Annotated in this window: 19 protein-coding genes and 1 pseudogene; 8 read left to right on the top strand and 12 right to left on the bottom strand. The window is 75.3% G+C overall.

The window, feature by feature from the left end; all coding sequences use genetic code 11:
* The 4 genes from ABD879_RS21590 to ABD879_RS21605 form a co-directional block, all read right to left on the bottom strand.
* The coding region (locus ABD879_RS21590) for an ABC transporter transmembrane domain-containing protein (protein ID WP_345023331.1) at positions 1-990 on the bottom strand (990 nt) is incomplete at its 3' end.
* Positions 977-1,747: a hypothetical protein gene (locus tag ABD879_RS21595; protein WP_345023332.1), complete on the bottom strand. Its 771-nt coding sequence runs from the start codon at positions 1,745-1,747 to the stop codon at positions 977-979. The genes ABD879_RS21590 and ABD879_RS21595, both read right to left, overlap by 14 nt.
* A 119-nt stretch (positions 1,748-1,866) precedes the next feature.
* The gene (locus tag ABD879_RS21600) at positions 1,867-3,273 is read right to left on the bottom strand and encodes a hypothetical protein (RefSeq protein ID WP_345023333.1); all 1,407 of its coding nucleotides are present in this window, start codon (positions 3,271-3,273) and stop codon (positions 1,867-1,869) included.
* Between the two features lie 44 nt (positions 3,274-3,317).
* Positions 3,318-4,208 carry a PaaX family transcriptional regulator gene (locus ABD879_RS21605; RefSeq protein ID WP_345023334.1) on the bottom strand — a complete coding sequence of 297 codons (891 nt, stop codon included), beginning with the start codon at positions 4,206-4,208 and terminating at the stop codon, positions 3,318-3,320.
* A 130-nt stretch (positions 4,209-4,338) separates the two neighbouring features.
* Here ABD879_RS21605 and ABD879_RS21610 point away from each other — a divergent pair, with 130 nt between their 5' ends.
* From ABD879_RS21610 to ABD879_RS21625, 4 genes are all read left to right on the top strand, one after another.
* On the top strand, positions 4,339-5,730 hold the full coding sequence (locus tag ABD879_RS21610) for an MFS transporter (protein ID WP_345023335.1): 1,392 nt from the start codon (positions 4,339-4,341) through the stop codon (positions 5,728-5,730).
* A 397-nt stretch (positions 5,731-6,127) separates the two neighbouring features.
* Positions 6,128-7,027, top strand: a complete 900-nt coding sequence (locus tag ABD879_RS21615; RefSeq protein ID WP_345023336.1) for an NAD(P)-dependent oxidoreductase — start codon at positions 6,128-6,130, stop codon at positions 7,025-7,027.
* Between the two features lie 183 nt (positions 7,028-7,210).
* Positions 7,211-7,405 (top strand): hypothetical protein, encoded by a 195-nt coding sequence (locus ABD879_RS21620; protein WP_345023337.1) that lies wholly within the window; start codon positions 7,211-7,213, stop codon positions 7,403-7,405.
* A 127-nt stretch (positions 7,406-7,532) separates the two neighbouring features.
* Complete coding sequence (locus tag ABD879_RS21625) at positions 7,533-8,249, top strand: MerR family transcriptional regulator (protein WP_345023338.1); 717 nt, start codon at positions 7,533-7,535, stop codon at positions 8,247-8,249.
* A 4-nt stretch (positions 8,250-8,253) separates the two neighbouring features.
* Here ABD879_RS21625 and ABD879_RS21630 read toward each other — a convergent pair whose 3' ends face one another.
* Positions 8,254-9,033 carry a DUF6597 domain-containing transcriptional factor gene (locus ABD879_RS21630; protein ID WP_345023339.1) on the bottom strand — a complete coding sequence of 260 codons (780 nt, stop codon included), beginning with the start codon at positions 9,031-9,033 and terminating at the stop codon, positions 8,254-8,256.
* Between the two features lie 65 nt (positions 9,034-9,098).
* Here ABD879_RS21630 and ABD879_RS21635 point away from each other — a divergent pair, with 65 nt between their 5' ends.
* Positions 9,099-9,680, top strand: a complete 582-nt coding sequence (locus ABD879_RS21635; protein WP_345023340.1) for a TIGR03086 family metal-binding protein — start codon at positions 9,099-9,101, stop codon at positions 9,678-9,680.
* A gap of 74 nt (positions 9,681-9,754) precedes the next feature.
* Complete coding sequence (locus ABD879_RS21640) at positions 9,755-10,135, top strand: hypothetical protein (RefSeq protein ID WP_345023341.1); 381 nt, start codon at positions 9,755-9,757, stop codon at positions 10,133-10,135.
* On the opposite strand, the pseudogene ABD879_RS32995 reads toward ABD879_RS21640, so the two are convergent.
* Positions 10,043-10,294, bottom strand: a pseudogene (locus ABD879_RS32995) (hypothetical protein); the annotation flags it as partial. The gene ABD879_RS21640 and the pseudogene ABD879_RS32995 sit on opposite strands and share 93 nt — an antisense overlap.
* Here ABD879_RS32995 and ABD879_RS21645 point away from each other — a divergent pair.
* Entirely contained in the window at positions 10,260-12,134 is a 1,875-nt protein-coding gene (locus ABD879_RS21645) for a cellulase family glycosylhydrolase (RefSeq protein WP_345023342.1), read from the top strand. The pseudogene ABD879_RS32995 and the gene ABD879_RS21645 overlap by 35 nt on opposite strands.
* 20 nt (positions 12,135-12,154) lie before the next feature.
* Here ABD879_RS21645 and ABD879_RS21650 read toward each other — a convergent pair whose 3' ends face one another.
* The 5 genes from ABD879_RS21650 to ABD879_RS21670 all read right to left on the bottom strand — a co-directional run bounded on the left by ABD879_RS21650 (position 12,155) and on the right by ABD879_RS21670 (position 16,987).
* Complete coding sequence (locus tag ABD879_RS21650) at positions 12,155-13,546, bottom strand: pyridoxal phosphate-dependent aminotransferase (protein WP_345023343.1); 1,392 nt, start codon at positions 13,544-13,546, stop codon at positions 12,155-12,157.
* 107 nt (positions 13,547-13,653) lie between these two features.
* Positions 13,654-14,634, bottom strand: a complete 981-nt coding sequence (locus tag ABD879_RS21655) for a lysylphosphatidylglycerol synthase transmembrane domain-containing protein (RefSeq protein WP_345023345.1) — start codon at positions 14,632-14,634, stop codon at positions 13,654-13,656.
* Positions 14,635-14,639: 5 nt separating this feature from the next.
* Positions 14,640-15,509, bottom strand: coding sequence for a methyltransferase domain-containing protein (locus ABD879_RS21660; protein WP_345023346.1), 870 nt, complete (start codon positions 15,507-15,509; stop codon positions 14,640-14,642).
* Positions 15,506-15,904 carry a 6-pyruvoyl trahydropterin synthase family protein gene (locus tag ABD879_RS21665; RefSeq protein WP_345023347.1) on the bottom strand — a complete coding sequence of 133 codons (399 nt, stop codon included), beginning with the start codon at positions 15,902-15,904 and terminating at the stop codon, positions 15,506-15,508. Before ABD879_RS21665 ends, ABD879_RS21660 begins: the two co-directional genes overlap by 4 nt.
* A 102-nt stretch (positions 15,905-16,006) precedes the next feature.
* Entirely contained in the window at positions 16,007-16,987 is a 981-nt protein-coding gene (locus ABD879_RS21670) for a zinc-dependent alcohol dehydrogenase (protein ID WP_345023348.1), read from the bottom strand.
* 82 nt (positions 16,988-17,069) lie between these two features.
* Here ABD879_RS21670 and ABD879_RS21675 point away from each other — a divergent pair, with 82 nt between their 5' ends.
* Positions 17,070-17,867, top strand: coding sequence for a CDP-alcohol phosphatidyltransferase family protein (locus ABD879_RS21675; protein WP_345023349.1), 798 nt, complete (start codon positions 17,070-17,072; stop codon positions 17,865-17,867).
* Between the two features lie 86 nt (positions 17,868-17,953).
* Here the strand turns inward: ABD879_RS21675 and ABD879_RS21680 are convergent, their stop codons facing one another.
* Positions 17,954-19,552, bottom strand: coding sequence for an MDR family MFS transporter (locus ABD879_RS21680; RefSeq protein WP_345023350.1), 1,599 nt, complete (start codon positions 19,550-19,552; stop codon positions 17,954-17,956).
* Between the last annotated feature and the right edge of the window lie 111 nt (positions 19,553-19,663).

Here is a 19,663-nt window from a genome sequence, read left to right on the forward strand (position 1 = left end):
CCGCACCGGGTGCAGCAGCGCGCCGGCGCCGCGCGCCACGGCGGGCGGGGCGGTCAGGACCGAGGCGATGCGGGCGGCCGAGGCCCGGCCCTGGGCGAGCTCGCCGTTGGCCCACGACAGGATCGACAGCGGCGTCAGCAGGAACTGCGCCAGGCCGACCGCCGTCACCAGCTGCCCGACGGTGATGTCCCCGGACGCCGCCAGGCGCCCGCCGACGAGCGCGACCACGGCGATGAACACGCCGGTCAGCATCAGCATGCCGCCGTCGTGCCACGCCTGCGCCCGCGCCGCCCGCACCGTCGCCGCCAGCGAGTCGCGGCTGGTGCGCCGGTAGCGGTCGACCGCCGCGCGTTCGGCGCCGATGCCCTTGAGCACCCGCAGCCCGGCGATCAGGTCGGCGGCCACGCCGGAGGCGTGCGCGGCGCGTTCCTGCTCGGCGGCGCTGCGGCGCTCCAACGGCTTGCCCAGCAGATGCGCCAGCCCGAGCAGCGGCGGGACGCCCAGCAGGACCAGCAGCCCCAGCGGCACCGACACGCGCAGCAGCGCCACGCCGCCGAACAGCAGCCCGGCCAGCGCCGCGATCCCGGCGGTCAGCGCCGTGTGCACGGCACCCACCCGCTTGGCGTCGCCGGTGGCGATGTTCACCAGCTCGCCCGGCAGCCGCCCGGTCTCCGCGCCGCCGCGCGGGTCCAGCGTCCGGCGGGTGATGCGCAGCCGCAGTTCGTGCGCGGCCCGCTCGGACGCCCGCTCGGCGTGCCGGAAGCTGAACCGGTAGCTGCAGGACAGGACGGCGAACACGGCGGCGAGCACGGCGATCCAGGTGACCAGCGCGCCGCCGTCGCCCGGCGCGATCGCCTCGTCGATCACCACGCCGATCACGACCGGCACCAGCGCCTCACCGGCCTGGTGCCCGGTGGCCAGCACCGCGCCGGGCAGCGCGTACCGCCACTGGCCGACGAGCGCGTCGCGCAGGACTTCACCCCCGCGCACCGGCGCGGTGCTCCTTGTCCCCCAGGCGGTCGTTCACGCAGCAGGAGGGGCAGGCGTCCTTGCCGGGCAGCGCCACCCACAGGCAGCAGGTGCGCCGCCGCCTCCCGGGGATGTCCATCAGCCCGTCCACCGGCGCCCCCACCGAGCGCAGCAGCCCGGCCGCGGCGTCGGCGGGGTCGTCGAGCAGGTCGTGCCCGTAGGAGACGATCGGATCGACCAGGGCCTCGGCCACCGACCCCCACAGCCCGCGGCGCCCCACCCGGGTGAGCGCGTGCAGCGCGTCGATCAGCGGGGCGTGCAGGCCGAGCAGGAGGGTGTCGCGGATGGTCTCGCCGAGGTCGTCGCCGCTCGCGGCGCGCAGGTCCCGCGCGGCGATCTCGGTGACCGTCGTCTCGGCCGCGCGCACCAGCGCGGTGTCGGCGGTCAGCAGCGGCACCCGCCGGTTCAGCGCCCAGCCGACCGCGACCGGCAGCGTGGTCCAGTACGCCACGCCCTTCCACCACAGGGCGGCCGCGATGTGCGGCGGCGCGTCCCAGCGGCGCTGAGCATCGGCGATGTGCACGGCGAGCCGCTCGTAGGGCGGCGTCGCCAGCTCGGCCGCGGTCGCCCAGCCGTCCCCCGACGCGCCCAGGTCGGGCGACAGTCCCAGCGTGATCCCGCTGTCCACGGCGGCGCGCAGCCGCCGTGCCAGCGGAGCCAGCGCCTCCTCGGCGGACCGCCCGGCGGCGACCTCCACCTCAGTCCGAGTCGCGTACACAGCCCCTCCGCGTCCGTCGCGATCGAATAAGGCAAGGCTAACCTAAAGCTTCTCGCCTGCCGAGGGCGCGGGCCGGGCCGGGCGCGGGGACGACGGTATCCGGTCGCCGCCGGGGAGGGTCAGCGGCCTTCGTCGCCGAGGAACTCGCCGGGGCGGTGGCGGACGTAGTCGCCGCCGTCCAGACCGGCCCGCTCGGCGGCGGCGTCCAGCCACTCGGCCGTGCCGACCGGGCCCCAGTGCCCCCTGTCCAGGCGAACGTTCATGGCCTGCACGGCCGCCACCGTCTCGGCCGCGGTGAACGTGCAGTGACCCGTGCGCGCGACGTAGGCCGTGCGCAGCAGCGGGGTGCTGCGCGCGGCCCGCACCCGGTCGGCGTAGGCGTCCTCGAACTGGGCGGGCACCAGGCCGTCGGCGGTGGTGTGCACGCTGAGCACGGGCATCCGCAGCCGCCCCGACACCGTGGAGGTGCGCGCGACCCACGCGCGCGCCTGCGCGTCGGCGGTGGTGTCGGCGGTCGCGGCCAGCCGCGTCAGGTCGGTGTCAAGGTCGGTGCCCGCCGCCCGGTACAGCTCGCGCACCTGCCGGTAGGTCGCCGAACGCCGCAGCAGCGCGCGGTAGTCGACGCCCTCGTTGGCGGACGGGTTGCCGCCCGCGCGCTGCTCGATGTCATAGCGGGCCGCGAGGATGAACGGCAGGGTGTCCTCCAGCCAGCGCCGCTGCGCGGTCACCTGCGCCGTCCAGTCGCGGTCACCGGGCGGGGCGCCGTCGCCGTACCAGGTCGGAACGTGGAACAGCGCGGCGGCCAGCGCGATCCGCGCCCGCCCTCGCGCGGTCTGCTGCGCGGCGGCCACCGCCTCCCGCAGCCGGGCCGCCGTCTGCGCGGCCTCGGCGGCGTCGGCGTAACCGGTGAGCTTCACCTCCCGGCCCGGCAGCAGCAGCCGGGCGAGGGCATGCGCGCCGTCGAGCTGGGAGTCCAGCAGGCCGAGCCCGCCGGCGACCAGCCCGCAGGTGGCGACCGCGCCGTCGATCCGGCCCGCGCCGCGTTCGGCGAGCTGGGCGGTGACGAGCCCGCCCATGGACCGGCCGAGGGCGATCGTGCGCCGGGGCCTGCCGATCCGCTCGGTCACCGCCGCCAGCGTGGCGAGCTGGTCGTCGGCCGCGGTCGCCAGCGTCCATCCGGCGGTCGCGTACGACGAGCCCGCCAGCGCGTACCCGCGGTCGAGCAGGGCCTTGCCCGCCTCCGGGGTGGGCTGGTTCTCGGGCGGGTTGGGGGTGCCGGGCGGGTTGTAGCCGTGGCTGAAGAGCACCAGCACGCCGTTGTAGTCGGCCGGGACGTCGGCGACCCATGTCGCGCCGCTGGGCAGCGTGCCGGTGAGGTGGCGCGGGCCGGACGCGTCGGCGTGCGCGAGGGGCGCCGCTGTTGCGGCGGCCGCCGTGAGTGCGGCGGTCGTCAGTGCGGCGGCCGCCAGCGCGACGCGTCGCGCGGGGGAGACGGGCTTGCGGGCAGTGCGCGAGGTGGGAGGCATGGCCCGAAGTTAGGCATATCGTTCAACGGCCGTCAATGAAGTGCTCAATGTGTGGCGGTGGCGGCCCGGGGCTCCTCCTCGGCGATCGTGTCGAGCACCTCGGCCGCGATCGCGCGGGCGGCGGGGTCGAGCTCGGCGTGCAGCCTGCGGAACAGGCGCTGGGCGCGCTCGGCGGGCCAGTCGGCGGGCAGGTGCTCGCGCGGCAGGCGCGGGTCCTGCCGGATGACCTGCAGCCACTCGGTCTCCAGCAGCAGCTGCCGGGCCAGGCTGTCGTCCGCCACGCCGGGCGGGGACGAGGCGTCCCAGCGGCGCAGGAAGCGGTCGTAGCGGGCGGCCACGGCGGTCAGGTCCCACGCGTCGCGCACCAGCTCGGCGACGTTCGTCGGCGGCAGCGCCCGCGCCCGGAACACCTTGACGTGCTCGGCGGCCTCCAGCCCGTCCAGCAGCGCGCACACGTCGACCGCGGATGGAGCGATCCACAGGCCGCCCTGCAGAGCGCCGAACCCCGCCCACAGCAGCCGCGACCGCAGCACGTGCCGCTGCCGCTGCCACGACTCGGGCAGGGAGAAGCCCAGCAGCGTCCAGGTGCCGTCCCAGCGGGCGTTGACCGCGCCGATCCGCCAGATCCGGTGCTCGCCGTCGCGCAGGATCTCCCGCGAGCGCGGGGTCAGGCCCAGGTAGACGCTGCGGCCCCGGCGGGTGCGGTGCAGCAGGCCGCGCCGCGCCATCCGGCTGAGCGTGGAGCGGGTCGCGTGCTCGGAGACGCCGACGCGGCGCAGCACGTCCAGCACGCTGGCGGTGGCCACGCGCACGTCGCGCCCGAGCACGTGCCCGCCGAAGAAGGTCAGCAGCAGCGTCTGCGGCCGGGGCGTCGCGTCGGGCTCGCCCTCGCCGCACCCGGCGGGCCCCTCCGCGTAGAGATCGTCGTCGCGCACGGGAGCCAGGGTAGCCGGGGGTGATATTGGGCAGAGTCTTGACGACAGTGAGATCTATGCTTACCTTCGTCGGCAAGTGTGGCCCAGGCCACAGTCATTTCCAGCGGTCACCGAGCAGACAGGTCACGCCATGTCAGGCACCACCCCAGAGCGCCCGCCGGCCCGGCGGCCGGGCGACCGGCCGCGCCCCTCGGCCGTCCAACTGCGCCGCGCGGTGCTGTCCAGCTACCTGGGCAGCGTCATCGAGTACTACGACTTCCTGCTGTACGCCACGGCGTCGGCGCTGGTGTTCAACAAGGTCTTCTTCTCCAGCCTCGACCCGCTGGCCGGCACCGTCGCCAGCCTCGGCACGTTCACCACCGGCTACCTGGCCCGCCCTCTCGGCGGCATCGTCTTCGGCCACTTCGGCGACCGGCTCGGCCGCAAGCGCATGCTCGTCGTCACCATGGTGCTGATGGGCGTGGCCAGCACGCTCATCGGCCTGCTGCCCACCTACGACCGCATCGGCGTGTGGGCGCCGATCCTGCTGGTGCTGCTGCGCGTGCTGCAGGGCGTCGCGGTCGGCGGCGAATGGGGCGGCGCGGTGCTGATGTCCGCCGAGCACGCCACGTCGCGGCGCGGCCTGTGGGCCAGCTTCACCAACGCGGGCGCCCCGAGCGGCATGGTGGTGTCCACCCTCGTGCTGACGCTGTCGGCGTCCGCCACCACCGAGGACCAGTTCCTGTCGTGGGGCTGGCGCGTGCCGTTCCTGCTCAGCGTGCTGCTGCTGGCGCTCGGCCTGTTCGTGCGGCTGAAGGTCGAGGAGACGCCGGTGTTCGCCGAGGCCGAGGCCGCCGGGTCGCGGGCCGCCGAGGCGCCGCCGCTGCTGCAGGTGCTGCGCCGCCACCCCCGGAACCTGCTGCTGGCGGTCGGCGTCGGGTTCGGCGCGTTCGTCGCCCAGGCCACCCTCACCACCTTCCTGATCTCCTACGCGGTGGACGCAGGCTTCCCCCGGCAGACGGTGCTCAACGCGCTGACGCTGTCATCGGCCCTGGGCACGGTCGCGATCGTCGGCTACTCGGCGCTGTCCGACCGGATCGGCCGGCGTCCGGTCGTGCTGGCCGGGGCGGTCGGCATGGCGGTGGTCGCCTTCCCGCTGTTCCCGATGGTCGACAGCGGATCGGCCGCGCTGCTGACACTGGCCGTCGTGCTCGGCCAGGCGGTCATGCACCCGGCCATGTTCGGCCCGCTGGCCGCCCTCTACAGCGAGATGTTCGGCACCCGCACCCGCTACACCGGCGCGTCGCTCGGCTACCAGATCTCCGCGACCGGTGCGGGCTTCGCTCCCGTGCTGTTCGCGAGCATGACCGGCGCCTCGGGCGGCGGCACGCTCGGCGTGTCCGCGCTGATCGCCCTGTCCTGCGCGGTGACCGTCCTCTGCGTCCTGGTGACGAAGGAGAGCCACCGCGCGGACCTGGCGCAGGAACCGGAGGAGTCCCGGGCCGCGCCGGCCCGCACCACCGCCGCCGACACCGCCGGCTAGCGCCTGGCCATGCCGCGGCGCGGCCGGACCGCCGGACGGACGGCGCTCCGCCCGCGCCGCCGCGCGCCGCATGGCCCGGGCGGAAACGGCGTGGAGATCGTCGGCCGGTCCCGCCCGGTCCCGGTGTGAAGGCCGTGTCCGCGGGCATTGTCGACATGGCCGGTGAAACGGACGGTGCCGCCAGCCCCGGCTCCGCGCCCGGCCGTCGGTGTGACGGCGTTCGGTGTGACGGCGCTCGGCCGCATGGCCCGCGCGCGTCCGCCGCTCAGCCCAGGACATGGCGGGCGTGGTGCCGATCCCGGCCGGTCTTTCGCGCCGTGACGAGCCCCTGCCCGTCGGCCGCGGATCGCGCGGCAGCAGGACCGCGGCAGCAGGACATCGCAGACGGGGGGCATGAATGAGGGACAGGACCCGAAAACGCGTCATCGGCTTTCTCGGGCTGGGCGCGATGGGAACCGGCATGGCCGCACGGCTCGTGGAGGCGGGCCATACGGTGACCGTCTACAACCGCACCGCGGCCAAGGCCGCGCCGCTCGTCGCGGCGGGGGCGCGGCAGGCGCGGACGGCGGCCGACGCGGTCGACGGGGCGGACGCGGTGGTGGTCAGCCTGGCCGACGAGCCCGCGGTCGAGCAGGTGCTGTTCGGCGACGCCGCGCACCGGCTGGCGCCCGGCACGCTGGTGATCGACACCTCCACCGTCTCGCCGGACTTCGCGCGCGACGCCGCGCGCCGGCTGGCCGGCCTGGGCGCCCGCCGGGTCGAGGCGTGCGTGTTCGGCAATCCGCTGCAGGCCCGCTCCGGCGACCTGCGCGTGCTGACCGCCGGGGAGCCCGCGGACGTGGACGCGGCCCGCGACCTGCTGGAGACCGTCGGCCGCGAGCTGCGGCACTTCGGCCCGCCCGGCGCCGCCGCCGCCATGAAGCTCGCGCTGAACATGCTGATCGGCGCGCAGATCGCGGCGATGGCCGAGGCGGTGCAGCTGGCCCGGTCGGCCGGGCTGGACCGCGAGGCCGTGCTGGACTGCGTGGCCTCCAGCGGCGTCGGCTCGGCCGTGATGTCGTTCCGCGCGGCGTTCATGCGCGAGCGCCGGTACGAGCCCGCCGCGTTCCGCACCCGGCTGATGGCCAAGGACCTGCGGCACGCCATCGAGCTGGCCGAGGCCGCCGGGACCTCGCTGCCGCTCGCCGAATGCGCCCTCGACCTGGTGCGGCGCGCGGTCGACCGCGGTGACGGCGACCGCGACCTGGCCGTCCTCGCCGAACACTCCGGACGGCGCCCGGCCGCCACGGCCATGTAGCCGCGGCCATGTAGCCGCGGCCATGTAGCCACGGCCATGTAGCCACGGCCCGCACCCGCGCCCGCCGTCCCGCAACAGGGCGGCGGGCGCGCCGCCCCGCCGACCCCCCCGGACGTCACTCAGGATCACGACTCCACTACGATGAGTGAATGGATGTTGTATGACTGTCATTGCGGGGTCGGTATGACGCGCCTTCTTGTGATCTGCGGTCTCGTCATCGCTCTGCTCGCCCCCGCATGGGCAGGATCGCGCGGCGCGACCGGCGTCCTCGCCCCGCGAATCGCCCCCGGGCTCACGCCGCATCCGGCCCTGCACCGCGACGGCGAGCGCGGCCCGGTCGCCGCACTGCGGCACTGCGCGCCGCGCTGCCCGCCCTGACGGCCCGCCCCGCCCGGACGCGGCGGCTTCGACCGCTCCATTTGACGTGCTTTGAGGGTTTTGCTGGCGATCAGGCGGCTATGCTCGGTGCTCGTCGGAGCAGACCTCAACGGGGAGGGGCGGGCGGGTGTCCACGGCGCTGCGTCCCGTCGACCTGGCGCGGGCGGCCGGCGTGTCGACCCAGCAGATCCGCAACTACGCGGACGCGGGCGTCCTGCCCCCGACGCCGCGCTCGCCGTCCGGGCACCGCAGGTTCGGTCCGCGGCACCGCCGGGCCCTGCTCGCCTACCGCGCCCTGGCCAAGGGGTTCGGCCCGGTGACCGCACAGGCGATCATGCGGGCCGTGCACGCGGGCGACGTGGCCGAGGCGCTCGCGCTCATCGACGCCGCCCATGCCGCGCTGCACGAGCAGCGCCGCACCCTGCGCGCGACCGCCGAGGCGCTGGACGCCGTGCCGCTGCAGACGCCGCAGGCCTCCGTGCCGCCGCGGTCGCACCTGCGCATCGGGGAGGTGGCGGCCCGGCTGGGCGTCCGCTCGTCCGCGCTGCGGGTGTGGGAGGCGGCCGGGCTGCTCCGCCCCGCCCGCGAACCCGGCACCGGGCACCGCCGCTTCGGTCCCGCCGACGTCCGCGACGCCCAGATGGTCCACATGCTGCGGCAGGGGCGCCACCCGCTGCCGCAGATCCGCGCCGTGCTGGAGGAGCTGCGCCGCACCGGCAGCCGCGAGGCGCTGCGGGAGGCCGTCGCCCAGCGGCAGGCGGCGCTGGCGCAACGCGCCACGGCGATGCTGGAAGGCGCCAGCCACCTGCACCACTACCTGCGCGACGGGGACCCGCCCGGCTGAGCCCTCACGAGCGGGCGTACCGGGCCGGAGGCACGCCCACGGCGGCGGTGAAGTCGCGGATCAGATGCGACTGGTCGCAATAGCCGAGGTCGTCGGCGAGAGCGGCCCAGTCGACGTCGTCGCCCCGGTCGGCGCGGGCGGCGGCCTCGTGCAGCCGGGCCCGCCGCATCACCCACTTCGGGCCGGCGCCCACGTACTCGGCGAACAGCCGCTGCAGCGTGCGGACGGACACGTGCAGCGCCGCGGCGGCCTGGTCGACGCGGAACAGCGCGGGGCTGGCGGTGATGCGCTCCACCATGCCCGCGACCTGCTCGGCGACCGGGTCCGGGGCGGGCAGGCGCGGCAGCAGGAACTCCTCGGCCCGGGCGACCATCTCGGCGGGGCCGCCGGCGCGCAGGACGGCGCGGCACGTCTCCACCACCGCCGGCCCGAAGAACCGCGCCGCCGGGACCCTGCGGTCGGCCAGGTCGGCGACCCGCACGCCGGTGAACGGGCGGAAGCAGCCGGGCCGGAACTTCACCCCCAGCACCTGCCCGCGCCCCTCCAGTCGGCGGACGAACAGGCCGCGGTTCACCCCGTACACCTGCGGCTCGGGCTCCTCGAACACCAGATGCACATTCGGGTGCGTGAGGACCTTCGTCTCGTACGGCTCGGCGACGTTCCAGCGCACATGCCAGTAGAACTCCACGAACCGCGCCACCTCCGGCCCGGGATCGTGACGGTCCAGGTCGACGAAGGCGGCCTGCTCGTCCGGATACAGCATGCCGCGTCCCAGGTCCCCCACCCGGCCAGATTATCTGGCGCGTTTGTCCAAGCCGTCCGGTATCGGGCCTCCGTAGCGTCGCCCGCATGAACGAACTGCACGCCTACATGAAGGAATGCGCCGCCGAGGCGGCCCGCGTCGCCCGCGGCGTGCGCGGGGACCAGCTGTCCGCGCCGACCCCCTGCACGGAGTTCGACGTGCGGGCGCTGGTGAACCACTGGGTCCTGTACACCTCGCACGGGCTGGAGCACCGGGCCCGGCGCAGGCCGCTGCCGGAGGACCTGGTCGAACGCGACTTCACGGCCGATCCGCACTGGGCGCAGGCGTACGCGGCGCAGCTCGACCGGGCCGTGGCCGCCTGGGCGGACCCGGCGGTGTGGGAGGGCGAGATCGACCTCGGCTTCGCCGTCAGCCCGGCCCCCGAGATCGCCTCGCTCATCATCAAGGAGATGGCCGTGCACGGGTGGGACGTGGCCGTGTCCACCGGGCAGGAGTACGCCGTGACACCCGAGGCGGGGGAGTTCCTGCTGCGCGTCGTCGACGAGCACGCCGACATGTACCGGCAGTACGACGGATTCGCCGACCCGGTGCCGGTGGACGCGGGCGCCCCGGCGTTCGAGCGCGCGCTGGCGCTCTCGGGCCGCGACCCCCGCTGGTCCCCGCGGTGAACCGGTGATCGGCCTCCGGGGCGGTCAGCCGTTCCGGGCGGCGAGCAGGGCGCGCCGTCCAGGTCGCGGGCCAGGTGCGCGGCCTCGTCGGCGATGCCGCCGTCCAGCAGCGCCTCGCGCACCCGGGCGGTCAGCTCGGGGAACCGGCCGTGCTCGCGCGCCAGCAGCATGATCAGCGGCCGGATCGCGGCCAGGTAGTCGAGCTGCTCCAGGAGGCGGCGGGGCAGCGCCGCCTCGGCGGCGCCCCCGACCGGGCCGCGCTCGAACCCCGCCCGGTGCCGCCGCGCGCGGTCCAGCTCGCGCTCGAAGACCGCCTCGAACACCTCCCGCTTGGACCGGAAGTGCCGGTAGAAGCTGCCGCTGCCGGGGGACAGCCCGGCGCCCGCCTCGATGTCGGTGACGGCGGTGCCGCCGAACCCGCGTTGCCAGGACCAGCTCCAGCGTCGCGTCCATGATGCGTTCGCGGGTGGGGGAGGGCGTGGAGGAAGGCACGCTTGCAAGATGGCTCTAGCTTGTGCAAGAGGGTTCTTGCACAGTGGAGGGCCCGTTCGTGGTCCACCCCCGTGAAAGGCCCCCGCCATGCGAACCCCCAACGCGCGCCCCCGCCCCCTCATGGCCGCGGCCGTTGCGGCCGTCGTCGCCGCCGCGGTGCCGTCACCCGCGCCGAGTGCACGCGCCGACGCGTCCGCCGCGATCACCGTCGCGCCCGCGCAGCGGTCCTGGGTGTTCCGGGACGCCGACGGCCGCGAGGTGACACTGCGCGGCTTCAACGTCTCCGGCAGCACCAAGCTCTACGAGAACGGCCTGCTGCCCTTCCGCAGCACCGCCGACGCGGCCGCGTCGGCGCAGGCCATGCGCGACCTGACCGGCGCCAACGCCGTCCGCTTCCTGATCAGCTGGGAAGGGGTGCAGCCCGCCCCCGACCGCATCGACCGCGCCTACCTCGACCGGGCCGCCGAGCAGATCCGCGCGTTCACCGACCGGGGCGTGCACGTCCTGCTCGACTACCACCAGGACCTGTACTCGGCGCACCTGTTCCACCAGGACAGCTGGTACACCGGCGACGGCGCGCCCAAGTGGGTCGTCGACGCGGGCGGCTACCCCGGGGAGTTCTGCGGCATCTGCCTGCTGTGGGGGCAGAACATGATGACCAACGCCGCCGTCCGCCAGGCCGCCCGCGACTTCTGGCGCAACCGTGTGCTCACCACCTCCGCCGGTCCGGTCGGCGTGCAGGACGCCTTCATCCGGCAGGCGACGGCGATGATGACCCACCTCAAGCGCAAGCTCCCCGCACGGGCCTTCGACCGGATCATCGGCGTCGACCCGTTCAACGAGCCGTTTGACGGCGGCCTGGACGGCGCGAGCGGCCTGGAGTGGGAGAAGACCCGCCTCATGCCGTTCTACCGGCGGTTCCGCGCCGCGATGGACGCCGCGGGCTGGGCGGCCAAACCCGCGTTCGTCGAGCCGCTGGTGTTCTGGAACACCGGGTTCTTCGAGCAGGGCGGCCTGTCGTCGGCCGGGACGCTCGGCCCCCGCATGGTGTTCAACACCCACTACTACGACGGCGCCCGCATGACGCTCGACCCGTCCCCGGCGTTCGACGGCTCCTACGACGCGGCCATGAACAGGATCCGCGACCGGGCGGCGGCACTGGGCACCGCCGCGGTCGTCTCGGAGTTCGGCAACCGGCTGACCGGCGCCTCCAGCGACCGCACCCCCTGGATGGTGCGCGGCATGTACCAGGCGATGGACTACGGCGTCCCCGGCGGGGACTGGTGGGGCCGCCCCGCGTCCGGCGGCGGCGTGCTGTCGGCGCTGCAGTGGCACTGGGACGTCTACAGCGGACGCCACCGCGAGCCGATGAACGGCAACCCCGGCAAAGTGCAGACCGAGGGCGACGCCTGGAACGACGAGGACCACTCGGTGGTGCGGACCGACGACGCCGGGCGGGTCGAGCTGCGGCTCGACCGGCGCGTCCTGGACCGGCTGTACCCGGCGGCCGTGGCCGGGGACACCCTCGCCTTCGCCTACGAGGACCTGGCGCGCTCCGGCTACGGCGGCGCCGGGCGGCAGCGGGCGTGGCTGACCGTCCCGCCGTCCATGCCCGCCGTCGCCGCCCTGGCGAAGGACCGCCAGTACGGCGTGCTGGTGTGGCGGGAGTCGTCCGCCGGCGCCCCCACCGAGCTGCACCTGCCGCAGTCCTTCGCGCCGGCGGACACGGCCGTCGTCAGCGACCTCGGCGTCCTGGACGGCGTGCCGTCCGGCGGCGTGGTCCGGGCCGAGCAGGAGACCGGCTCGGCCACCGCGCGCCGGCTGGTCATCGCGCCGTCGGCCCGGACCCCGGGGGCGGTGCACTACGCGCTGGTCGTCGCCGACGCGTCGGCCACGCCCGAGCGGCTCGCCGCGGCCCGCGCCGAGCTGGACGCCTGGAAGGCCCGGCACTTCACCGGCTGACCCCGCCCGGACCTCCGCGCCTAGTTCGACCGGGGGCTGTAGACGTCCTCCAGGGAGGACGAACGCAGCACCGGCGGGCCGGCGGGCTGAGCGTGCTGGACCGGCCCGGGCGCCCCGTACAGGTGGGCCGACGCGTCCGGACGCGGCGAGGGCGTGGGCTGCGGCTCGGCCCGGTGGGACAGGGACGGCATGTCCGCGCCCGCCCTGAGCGGCGGCGCGTCGGGGCGCGGCGGCGGGGACTGCGCCGGGACCGGCGTCGGTATCGCCGGCGGCACCGCCGCCCGGGCCTTGTCGGTGCCGTACAGGAAGGCGCCGATGCCGGTCAGCAGGCGCCGCACGTCCGGCGCGGGCCGCACGACCAGGCGCAGGAAGCTGCTGTCGGAGCCGAGCTTGTTGCCGCACTCGCGGACGAACACCCCGTGCTCGGACAGCAGGTAGTCGCGCAGCTGGACGCCGTCCTTGCCGTCCGGCAGCTTGACCAGGACGAAGTTGCCCTGGGAGGAGAACACCTTCAGCCCGGGCAGCAGCGAGTCCAGCTGCTCGGTCATCGTGCGGCGGTCGGCGGCCAGCCGCGCCAGGCTGGCGCGGTACTCGGCCTGGTACTCCTTGAGCAGGAACACCATGACCTCGGCGAAGGAGTTGAGGTTCCACTTCGGCAGGGCCGCGCGGACCCGGCCCGCCAGCGCGGGGTTGGCCACCAGGTAGCCGAACCGGATGCCGTGCAGGCCGAAGTTCTTGCCCAGGCTCTTGAGCACGATGACGTTCGGGCGGATGGCGGCCTCCGCGGCGACGCTGGGCGCGGGCTCGGCGTCGACGAAGTCGATGAACGACTCGTCCACCACCACCAGGTCCAGGTCGACCAGCCGGTCCAGCAGCCGCAGCACGTCGCGGCGGTGCACGTAGCCGCCGTCGGGGTTGTTCGGGTTGCAGATCACCGCCGTGCGGGAGCCGCGGGCGCGCACGAACGCGGCGAAGTCGTCGACGTCCAGGGCGAAGTCGCGGCTCTCCTGCAGCGGGTACATGTCGACGCGCTTGCCGGTCTCCAGCGGCTGGTCGGTCCAGCGGCCGAAGGTGGGGATCGGGACGGCCAGGCTCTCGCGCACCAGCAGGTGGTCGATCCAGGTGATCAGCTCGGTGGACCCGTTGCCCATCGCGACGGTCTGCGGGTTCAGGCCGAGCGTGCCGCACAGCTCCGCGGTGATCGTGTCGGCGTCGCTGGGGTAGTACTTGAGGATCGTCTCCAGCATGCCGCCCAGCCGCCCGAACATCTCCGGCGTCGGGAAGTACGGGTTGCACGGTATGCAGAAGTCGACCAGGTCGGCCTGGTCCGTTCCGCTCGCGCGGCTCAGCGCGAAGAACGACGGGCTGTGCGCCTTCCGCCGCAGCAGACTCGGATCGATATGACCAGCCAACGCGTGCCTCCAGTGGGGGTGAGCGACGGTGGGCAGTACGAGACGCGCCGCCCGCCGGTTCGATCCGCCGCCGGCGCGCCCCCGGCCGGCGGCGGGCGGCCGGCGGCCTAGCCCTCCCGGGCGAGGCCGACCCTCCTGCGCCAGAACCCGAGGGGCGTCCTGAGGTCGGTCCTGGCGGCGAGCAGGACGGCGGCGCCCGGCAGGCTGGCGACCAGGGCGAGCACCCCGTACACGACGGCGGCGGACAGGCCCTGCGCCGCGCCCAGGCCGGCGGAGCCGAACGCCAGCGTGGCCACGCCCTCGCGCGGCCCCCATCCGCCGACGCCCACCGGCAGCCCCATGGCCAGCAGCGCCAGCACCATCGGCGGCAGCAGCTGGACGACCGGCGCGGTCGCTCCGGCGGTGCGTGCCGCCACCACGAACAGGGCCAGATGACCGGCCAGCGCCGCCGCCGACAGCAGCGCGACACCCGGCCAGGCACGCCGCGACAGCAGGCCCGTCCGCGCGTCGTCCAGCGCGGTCGCCAGGCCGCGCAGCCACCGGGAGCCGCCCTCGGCCCACCGCCGTCCGAACGTGGCGGCCGCGACGGGCACCGCCACCGCCGCCGCCGCGAACACCGCCCCGGCGACCAGCACCGCGTCGGGCAGCCGCGCCGGGACGACCGCGGGGCGCGCCAGCAGCACCGCCACCCCCGCGACGATGATCGCGGCCTGCCCGGCGGCCCGCTCCAGCGCCACCGCGCGCACGCCGCGGCCCACGTCCCCCTCCTGCCTGCCGTGCCGCACCGCGCGGTGCACGTCGCCGAGCAGCCCCGCGGGCAGCACCGCGTTCAAGAACAGCGACCGGTAGTAGTCGCGGACGGCCTGGCCCAGCGGCAGCCGCAGGCCCAGCCGCCGCGCCACCAGGCACCACCGCCCGGCGCACAGCACCGTGGTCGCCGCGCCGATCCCGAGCGCGGCCAGCACCCCGCCCGCGTCGATCGTCCGCAGCCCGGCGACGAACGCCCCGGTGCCGACCTGCCAGACCAGCACGGCGATGATGGCCGGCGCGGCGAACATCCGCAGCCGTCCCGGCAGCCCCCGCCTCATCGCCCTCACCCGCCCGCCGGAAGCGCCAGCAGATCCTCGTGGCCGACGACGGCGCGCAGCTCGCCCGCCGCGCACTGGCGGAGCCGGCGGCGCAGGTACGGGCCCGCCGGCGCGGCCAGCGCGGGACGCTGCTCGACCGCGTACCGGACCCAGCCGCGCAGCCACTCGGCGGCCAGCGCGGCTTGCGCCGGGCCGAGCCGCCACGGGCTGGGACGGCGGTGCACGGCCATGCCCGCGCGGGCGAACGCCTCGGCGGCCGCGTCCACCGCGTCCGGGCCGAGCTTGCGGGACGTCGTCCGCGGCAGCGTCACCGGGACGGGCGCCCCCCGGGAGCGGCGTTGGTGCGCGTCGAACGCCTCGGCGATCAGGGCGTCGAGCGGGTCGGCCGGCGCCAGTTCGACGCGTCCGACCACCGTCAGCGCCAGCAGCGCCGCAACGCCCGCCCCGGCGCACGCCTCGGCCAGGGCGGCCACCTCCGGCCCGGTGAGCAGGTCCAGCAGCGCCGAGGCGGTCATCAGCGACGTGTCGGCCAGGTCCGCCGCGCGCAGCCGGGTGATGTCGCGCCGGTGCGCCTCGGCCGTGACCGCGCTCCCGTCCGCGGACCGGGCGGGCAGCCGCGCGGCGGCCAGGGCCAGCAGGGCCGGGTCGTGGTCGTAGAGCACCCAGTGCTGGGGGCCGGGCAGCCGCCCGGCGAGCCAGCGCGCCATGGAGCCGGTGCCGCAGCCGAGGTCCCGCACGACCAGCGGCCGCGCCGCCCGCCCGGCCAGGTGCGCGCGCAGCGGGTCGAGCAGACCGGCGGCGCGGGCGTCGGCGTCGGCGTCCTCGCGCAGCTCCAGCCAGCTAGGGCTGATGGCGCCGGCGACGGCCGCGCTCACAGCGCCCGCTCGTAGGCGGCCCACGCGACGTGCGATTCGCGCAGGGTGACGGCGATCCCGGACAGGCCGCGGGCGCCCTCGCCGAGCGCGCCCGCGCGCACCCGCTCGGCCAGCCGGTCGGCGATCACCTTGGCCAGGAACTCGGTGGTGGTGTTGACGCCCGCGAACTCGGGCTCCTCGTCGAGGTTGCGGTAGTCCAGCGCGCCGAGCACCCGTTTCAGCTCGCGGGTCGCCAACCCGATGTCCACGACCAGGTTGTCGGCGTCCAGTTCGGCGCGGCGGAACGTCGCGTCCACCACGAACGTCGCGCCGTGCAGCCGCTGCGCGGGGCCGAAGACCTCGCCGCGGAAGCTGTGCGCCACCATGAAATGATCACGGACGGTCAGGCTGAACAACTACGGGCCTCTCTGCTCGGTGGGGCCGGCCTCGGGCCGGCGGGGTGTCGTGCGGAGCGTGCCGGGGCGTGCGGGCGTGGCGTGCGGGGGCGCCGGGCCCGGTCACGCCGGGTCGTACACGACCCGGTGGCACAGCGGATGCGTGCGGCCGTCCGCCAGCGCGGGCATCACCGCGGGCAGCTCGGCGAAGCCGCACTCGCCGGTGATGAGCGCGTCGTAGGCGGGGTCGGCGAGCAGCCGCAGCGCCAGGCGCATCCGGTCGGCGCGGCCGCGGCGCCCGCGCCGGGCGGGCGACACCGCGCCCACCTGGCTGCCGCGCACCACCAGCCGCCGCGAGTGGAACGCCTCGCCCAGCGGCAGGCTCACCCGGCGGTCGCCGTACCAGCTCAGTTCCAGCACCACGCCCTCTGGTACGAGCAGTTCCAGCGAACGGCTCAATCCCGCCTCGGTCGCGCTGGCGTGCACGACCAGATCGCAGTCGCCGAGGGCGTCCGCCGGCGTGGCGAACCCGACGCCCAGCGCCTCGGCGACCGCCGCGCGCGCCGGGTCCACGTCGACGAGCTGCACCCGGACGGCGGGGAACCCCGAGAGCACCTTCGCCACGCTGCAGCCGACCATCCCCGCTCCGACCACGGCGATCCGGTCGCCGAGCATCGGGGCGGCGTCCCACACCGCGTTCACCGCGGTCTCCACCGTCCCGGCCAGCACGGCGCGCGACGCCGGCACGTCGTCCGGGACCGGCGTCACCGCCGAGGCGGGCACGACGTAGCGCGTCTGGTGCGGATACAGGCAGAACACCGTGCGGCCGACCAGCTCGGGCGGCCCGTCCTCCACCACCCCGACATTGAGGTAGCCGTACTTGACCGGCCCCGGGAACCCGCCTTCCTGGAAGGGGGCGCGCATCGCCTCGTACTGCGAGGCCGGCACGCCGCCGCGGAACACCAATGCCTCGGTGCCGCGGCTCACCGCCGAGTAGAGCGTGCGCACCACGACCTCGTCCTCGTCCGGCGTCTTCAGGCGGACGGGGCGGATCTCCCCTCGTCCGGGTGCGTTGAGCCAGAACGCGTGTGCCGTACGTAGCACTAGCGACCCCTCCAATCCGGATGGGTCATCGTACGCGGTGATCCCACGCCGCTAGGGGGAGGCAATCGTGGGCAGGGGACGCATGAGCAGATCGCACCAGGGGCCCGTCGTCGGGTTGGTCGCACAGGTCGGATTGCTGGCGACCCTGACGGCGACCACCGGCCTCGGCCTGGTCGGATGGCTGGCCGGGGCGGCGCACGCCCTGGCGGTGTACGCGGCGCTCGACGCGGGGCTGCGCCGCAGCGGCGCGTCCGGGCTCGGCCCCGCCGACCGGGTCACGCTGGCCAGGATGACACTGGCCGGGGGAGCGGCGGCGCTGGTCGCCGACACCGCCCGCGCCCCGGCGCCGGTCGCGGTGCTGGTCGCGCTGGCCGCCGTCGCGCTGGTGCTGGACGCCGTCGACGGCCAGGTCGCCCGGCGCACCGGGACCGAGTCGGCGCTGGGCGCGCGGTTCGACATGGAGTCCGACGCGTTCCTCATCCTGGTGCTGAGCGTCTTCGTGGCCGGGTCGCTGGGCCCGTGGGTGCTGGCGATCGGCCTGATGAGGTACGTGTTCTTCGCGGCGAGCCGTCCGCTGCCGTGGCTGGGCGCGCCGCTGCCGCCGAGCATGGCCCGCAAGGCCGTGGCCGCCGCGCAGGGCGTCGTCCTGGTCGTGGCCGCCGCGGGCGTGCTGCCCCGCCCGGCCGCGACGGTCCTGGTCGGCGCGGCGCTGGCCGGGCTGGTGTGGTCGTTCGGCCGCGACATCGCCTGGCTGCACCGCAACCGCCGGGTCGCGGTGGCGCCGGTGCGGCCGCGCCTGCAGTACCGGCTGGTCCCGCCCGTGCCGGAGCGGCCCGCGGCGCCGGTGCAGCAGCCGCACCCGGCGGGAACACGCGGCTAGCGCCCGCCGCGCGGAAAGGGCATATGAAAGGGGCCGTCCTCCCCGTGAGGACGGCCCCTTCGGTATCGGCGGGGTCGGCTAGCAGATCACAGGGCGGCGGGTTCGGCCACGGGAGGCTCGTCGGCGGACTGGCCGTCGGACGGGCCGCCGCGCAGCGGGGTCTCCCGGATGAACCAGGCGGCGACGAACGCCAGCACGGCGAACGCGGTGGCCCACAGGAAGACGTTGTGCACGCCCGCGGTGACCGCGTGCTCCACCGCGTCCCGCACGCCCGCGTCCATCTTCTTCAGCAGCGCCGGGGTGAGCTCGCCGCCGCCGCTGGCCAGCCGCTCGGCCGCCTGCTCGCCGAGCCGGTCGGTGAGCGAGGCGGTCAGCTGGCGGCTGTAGACGGCGCCGAGGATGGACACCCCCAGCGAGCCGCCGATCGTGCGGAACAGGGTGGCGGCGCCGCTGGCCGCGCCCATGTCCGTCATCGGCACGCTGTTCTGCGCGATGAGCATGGTGTTCTGCATGAGGAAGCCCAGGCCGACGCCGAGCACGACCATGAACAGGGCGGAGGTGAGCCGCGAGGAGCCGACCGTGAGCTGGGCCAGCAGCAGCATGCCCGCGGCCATGACCAGGCCGCCCAGGATCGGGTACACGCGGTAGCGGCCGGTCCTGGTCACCAGCTGCCCGACGACGAGGGTGGTCACCAGCGTGCCCAGCATCAGCGGCAGGAGGAGCAGGCCGCTGTTGGTCGCCGAGGCGCCCTGCACCAGCTGCTGGTACTGCGGCAGGAACGTCACCACGCCGAACATGGCGAAGCCGACGAGGAAGCCCAGCACCGAGGCCAGCGAGAAGTTGCCGTTGCGGAACAGGCGCAGCGGCAGGATCGGGTCGGCGGCCCGCAGTTCCCACAGCAGGAACAGCGCCAGTGTCACGGCGGTCGCGACGCCCAGTCCGATGATCGTGCCGGAGCCCCACGCGTACTCGGTGCCGCCCCAGCTGGTCATCAGCGACAGGCAGATGATCGAGGCGGCCAGCAGGGCCGCGCCCAGGTAGTCGATGCGGGTCTCGCCGCGCGGGCGCTTGGGCAGGTGCATGGTCAGCGCGGTGACCACCAGTGCCACCCCGCCGAGCGGCAGGTTGACGTAGAAGGCCCAGCGCCAGTCGAGGTGGTCGGTGACGAACCCGCCGAGCAGCGGTCCGCCGATCATCGCCAGCGGCATCACCGCGGCCATCAGCCCCTGGTAGCGGCCGCGCTCGCGGGGCGGCACCAGGTCGCCGATGATGGCCATCGCGCCGACCATCAGCCCGCCGGCGCCCAGGCCCTGCACACCGCGGAACGCGATCAGCTGGCCCATGCTCTGCGCCGTCCCCGCCAGCGCCGACCCGAGCAGGAACAGCGCGATCGAGGCCATGAACATGCCCTTGCGGCCGTAGAGGTCGCCGAGCTTGCCCCAGATCGGCGTGGCCGCGGCGGTCGCCAGCGTGTACGCGGTGACCACCCATGACAGGTGCGCCAGCCCGCCCAGCTCGCCGACGATCGTCGGCATCGCGGTGCCGACGACCATGTTGTCGAGCATCGCCAGCAGCATGCCGATCATCAGGCCGCTCATGACCGTGTAGATCTGGCGCGTGCTCATCTGCGCCGGGGGCGCCTCCCCGGCCGCCCCGCCGGGCACCCCCTTCGACGAGTGCGTCATCGCTCCCCCTCGTGCACGGCGGCAGGCTACTTACCTGCCGCCCGGCTAGTTTAATTTACCTGCCGCACGGTAAGCTGCGAACTAGCCGGGCGTCAAGTAAGTTGGCGGAGG

This window comes from Actinomadura keratinilytica (assembly GCF_039539665.1).
Taxonomy (GTDB): Bacteria; Actinomycetota; Actinomycetes; order Streptosporangiales; family Streptosporangiaceae; genus Spirillospora; species Spirillospora keratinilytica.

Excerpts from the sequence above, each read along its gene's own strand:
- ABD879_RS21680 (WP_345023350.1), bottom strand. The coding sequence starts at position 19,552 with ATGACGCACTCGTCGAAGGGGGTGCCCGGCGGGGCGGCCGGGGAGGCG.
- ABD879_RS21635 (WP_345023340.1), top strand. The coding sequence starts at position 9,099 with ATGAACGAACTGCACGCCTACATGAAGGAATGCGCCGCCGAGGCGGCC.
- ABD879_RS21615 (WP_345023336.1), top strand. The coding sequence starts at position 6,128 with ATGAGGGACAGGACCCGAAAACGCGTCATCGGCTTTCTCGGGCTGGGC.
- ABD879_RS21610 (WP_345023335.1), top strand. The coding sequence starts at position 4,339 with ATGTCAGGCACCACCCCAGAGCGCCCGCCGGCCCGGCGGCCGGGCGAC.
- ABD879_RS21655 (WP_345023345.1), bottom strand. The coding sequence starts at position 14,634 with ATGAGGCGGGGGCTGCCGGGACGGCTGCGGATGTTCGCCGCGCCGGCC.
- ABD879_RS21620 (WP_345023337.1), top strand. The coding sequence starts at position 7,211 with ATGACGCGCCTTCTTGTGATCTGCGGTCTCGTCATCGCTCTGCTCGCC.
- ABD879_RS21675 (WP_345023349.1), top strand. The coding sequence starts at position 17,070 with ATGAGCAGATCGCACCAGGGGCCCGTCGTCGGGTTGGTCGCACAGGTC.
- ABD879_RS21645 (WP_345023342.1), top strand. The coding sequence starts at position 10,260 with ATGCGAACCCCCAACGCGCGCCCCCGCCCCCTCATGGCCGCGGCCGTT.
- ABD879_RS21600 (WP_345023333.1), bottom strand. The coding sequence starts at position 3,273 with ATGCCTCCCACCTCGCGCACTGCCCGCAAGCCCGTCTCCCCCGCGCGA.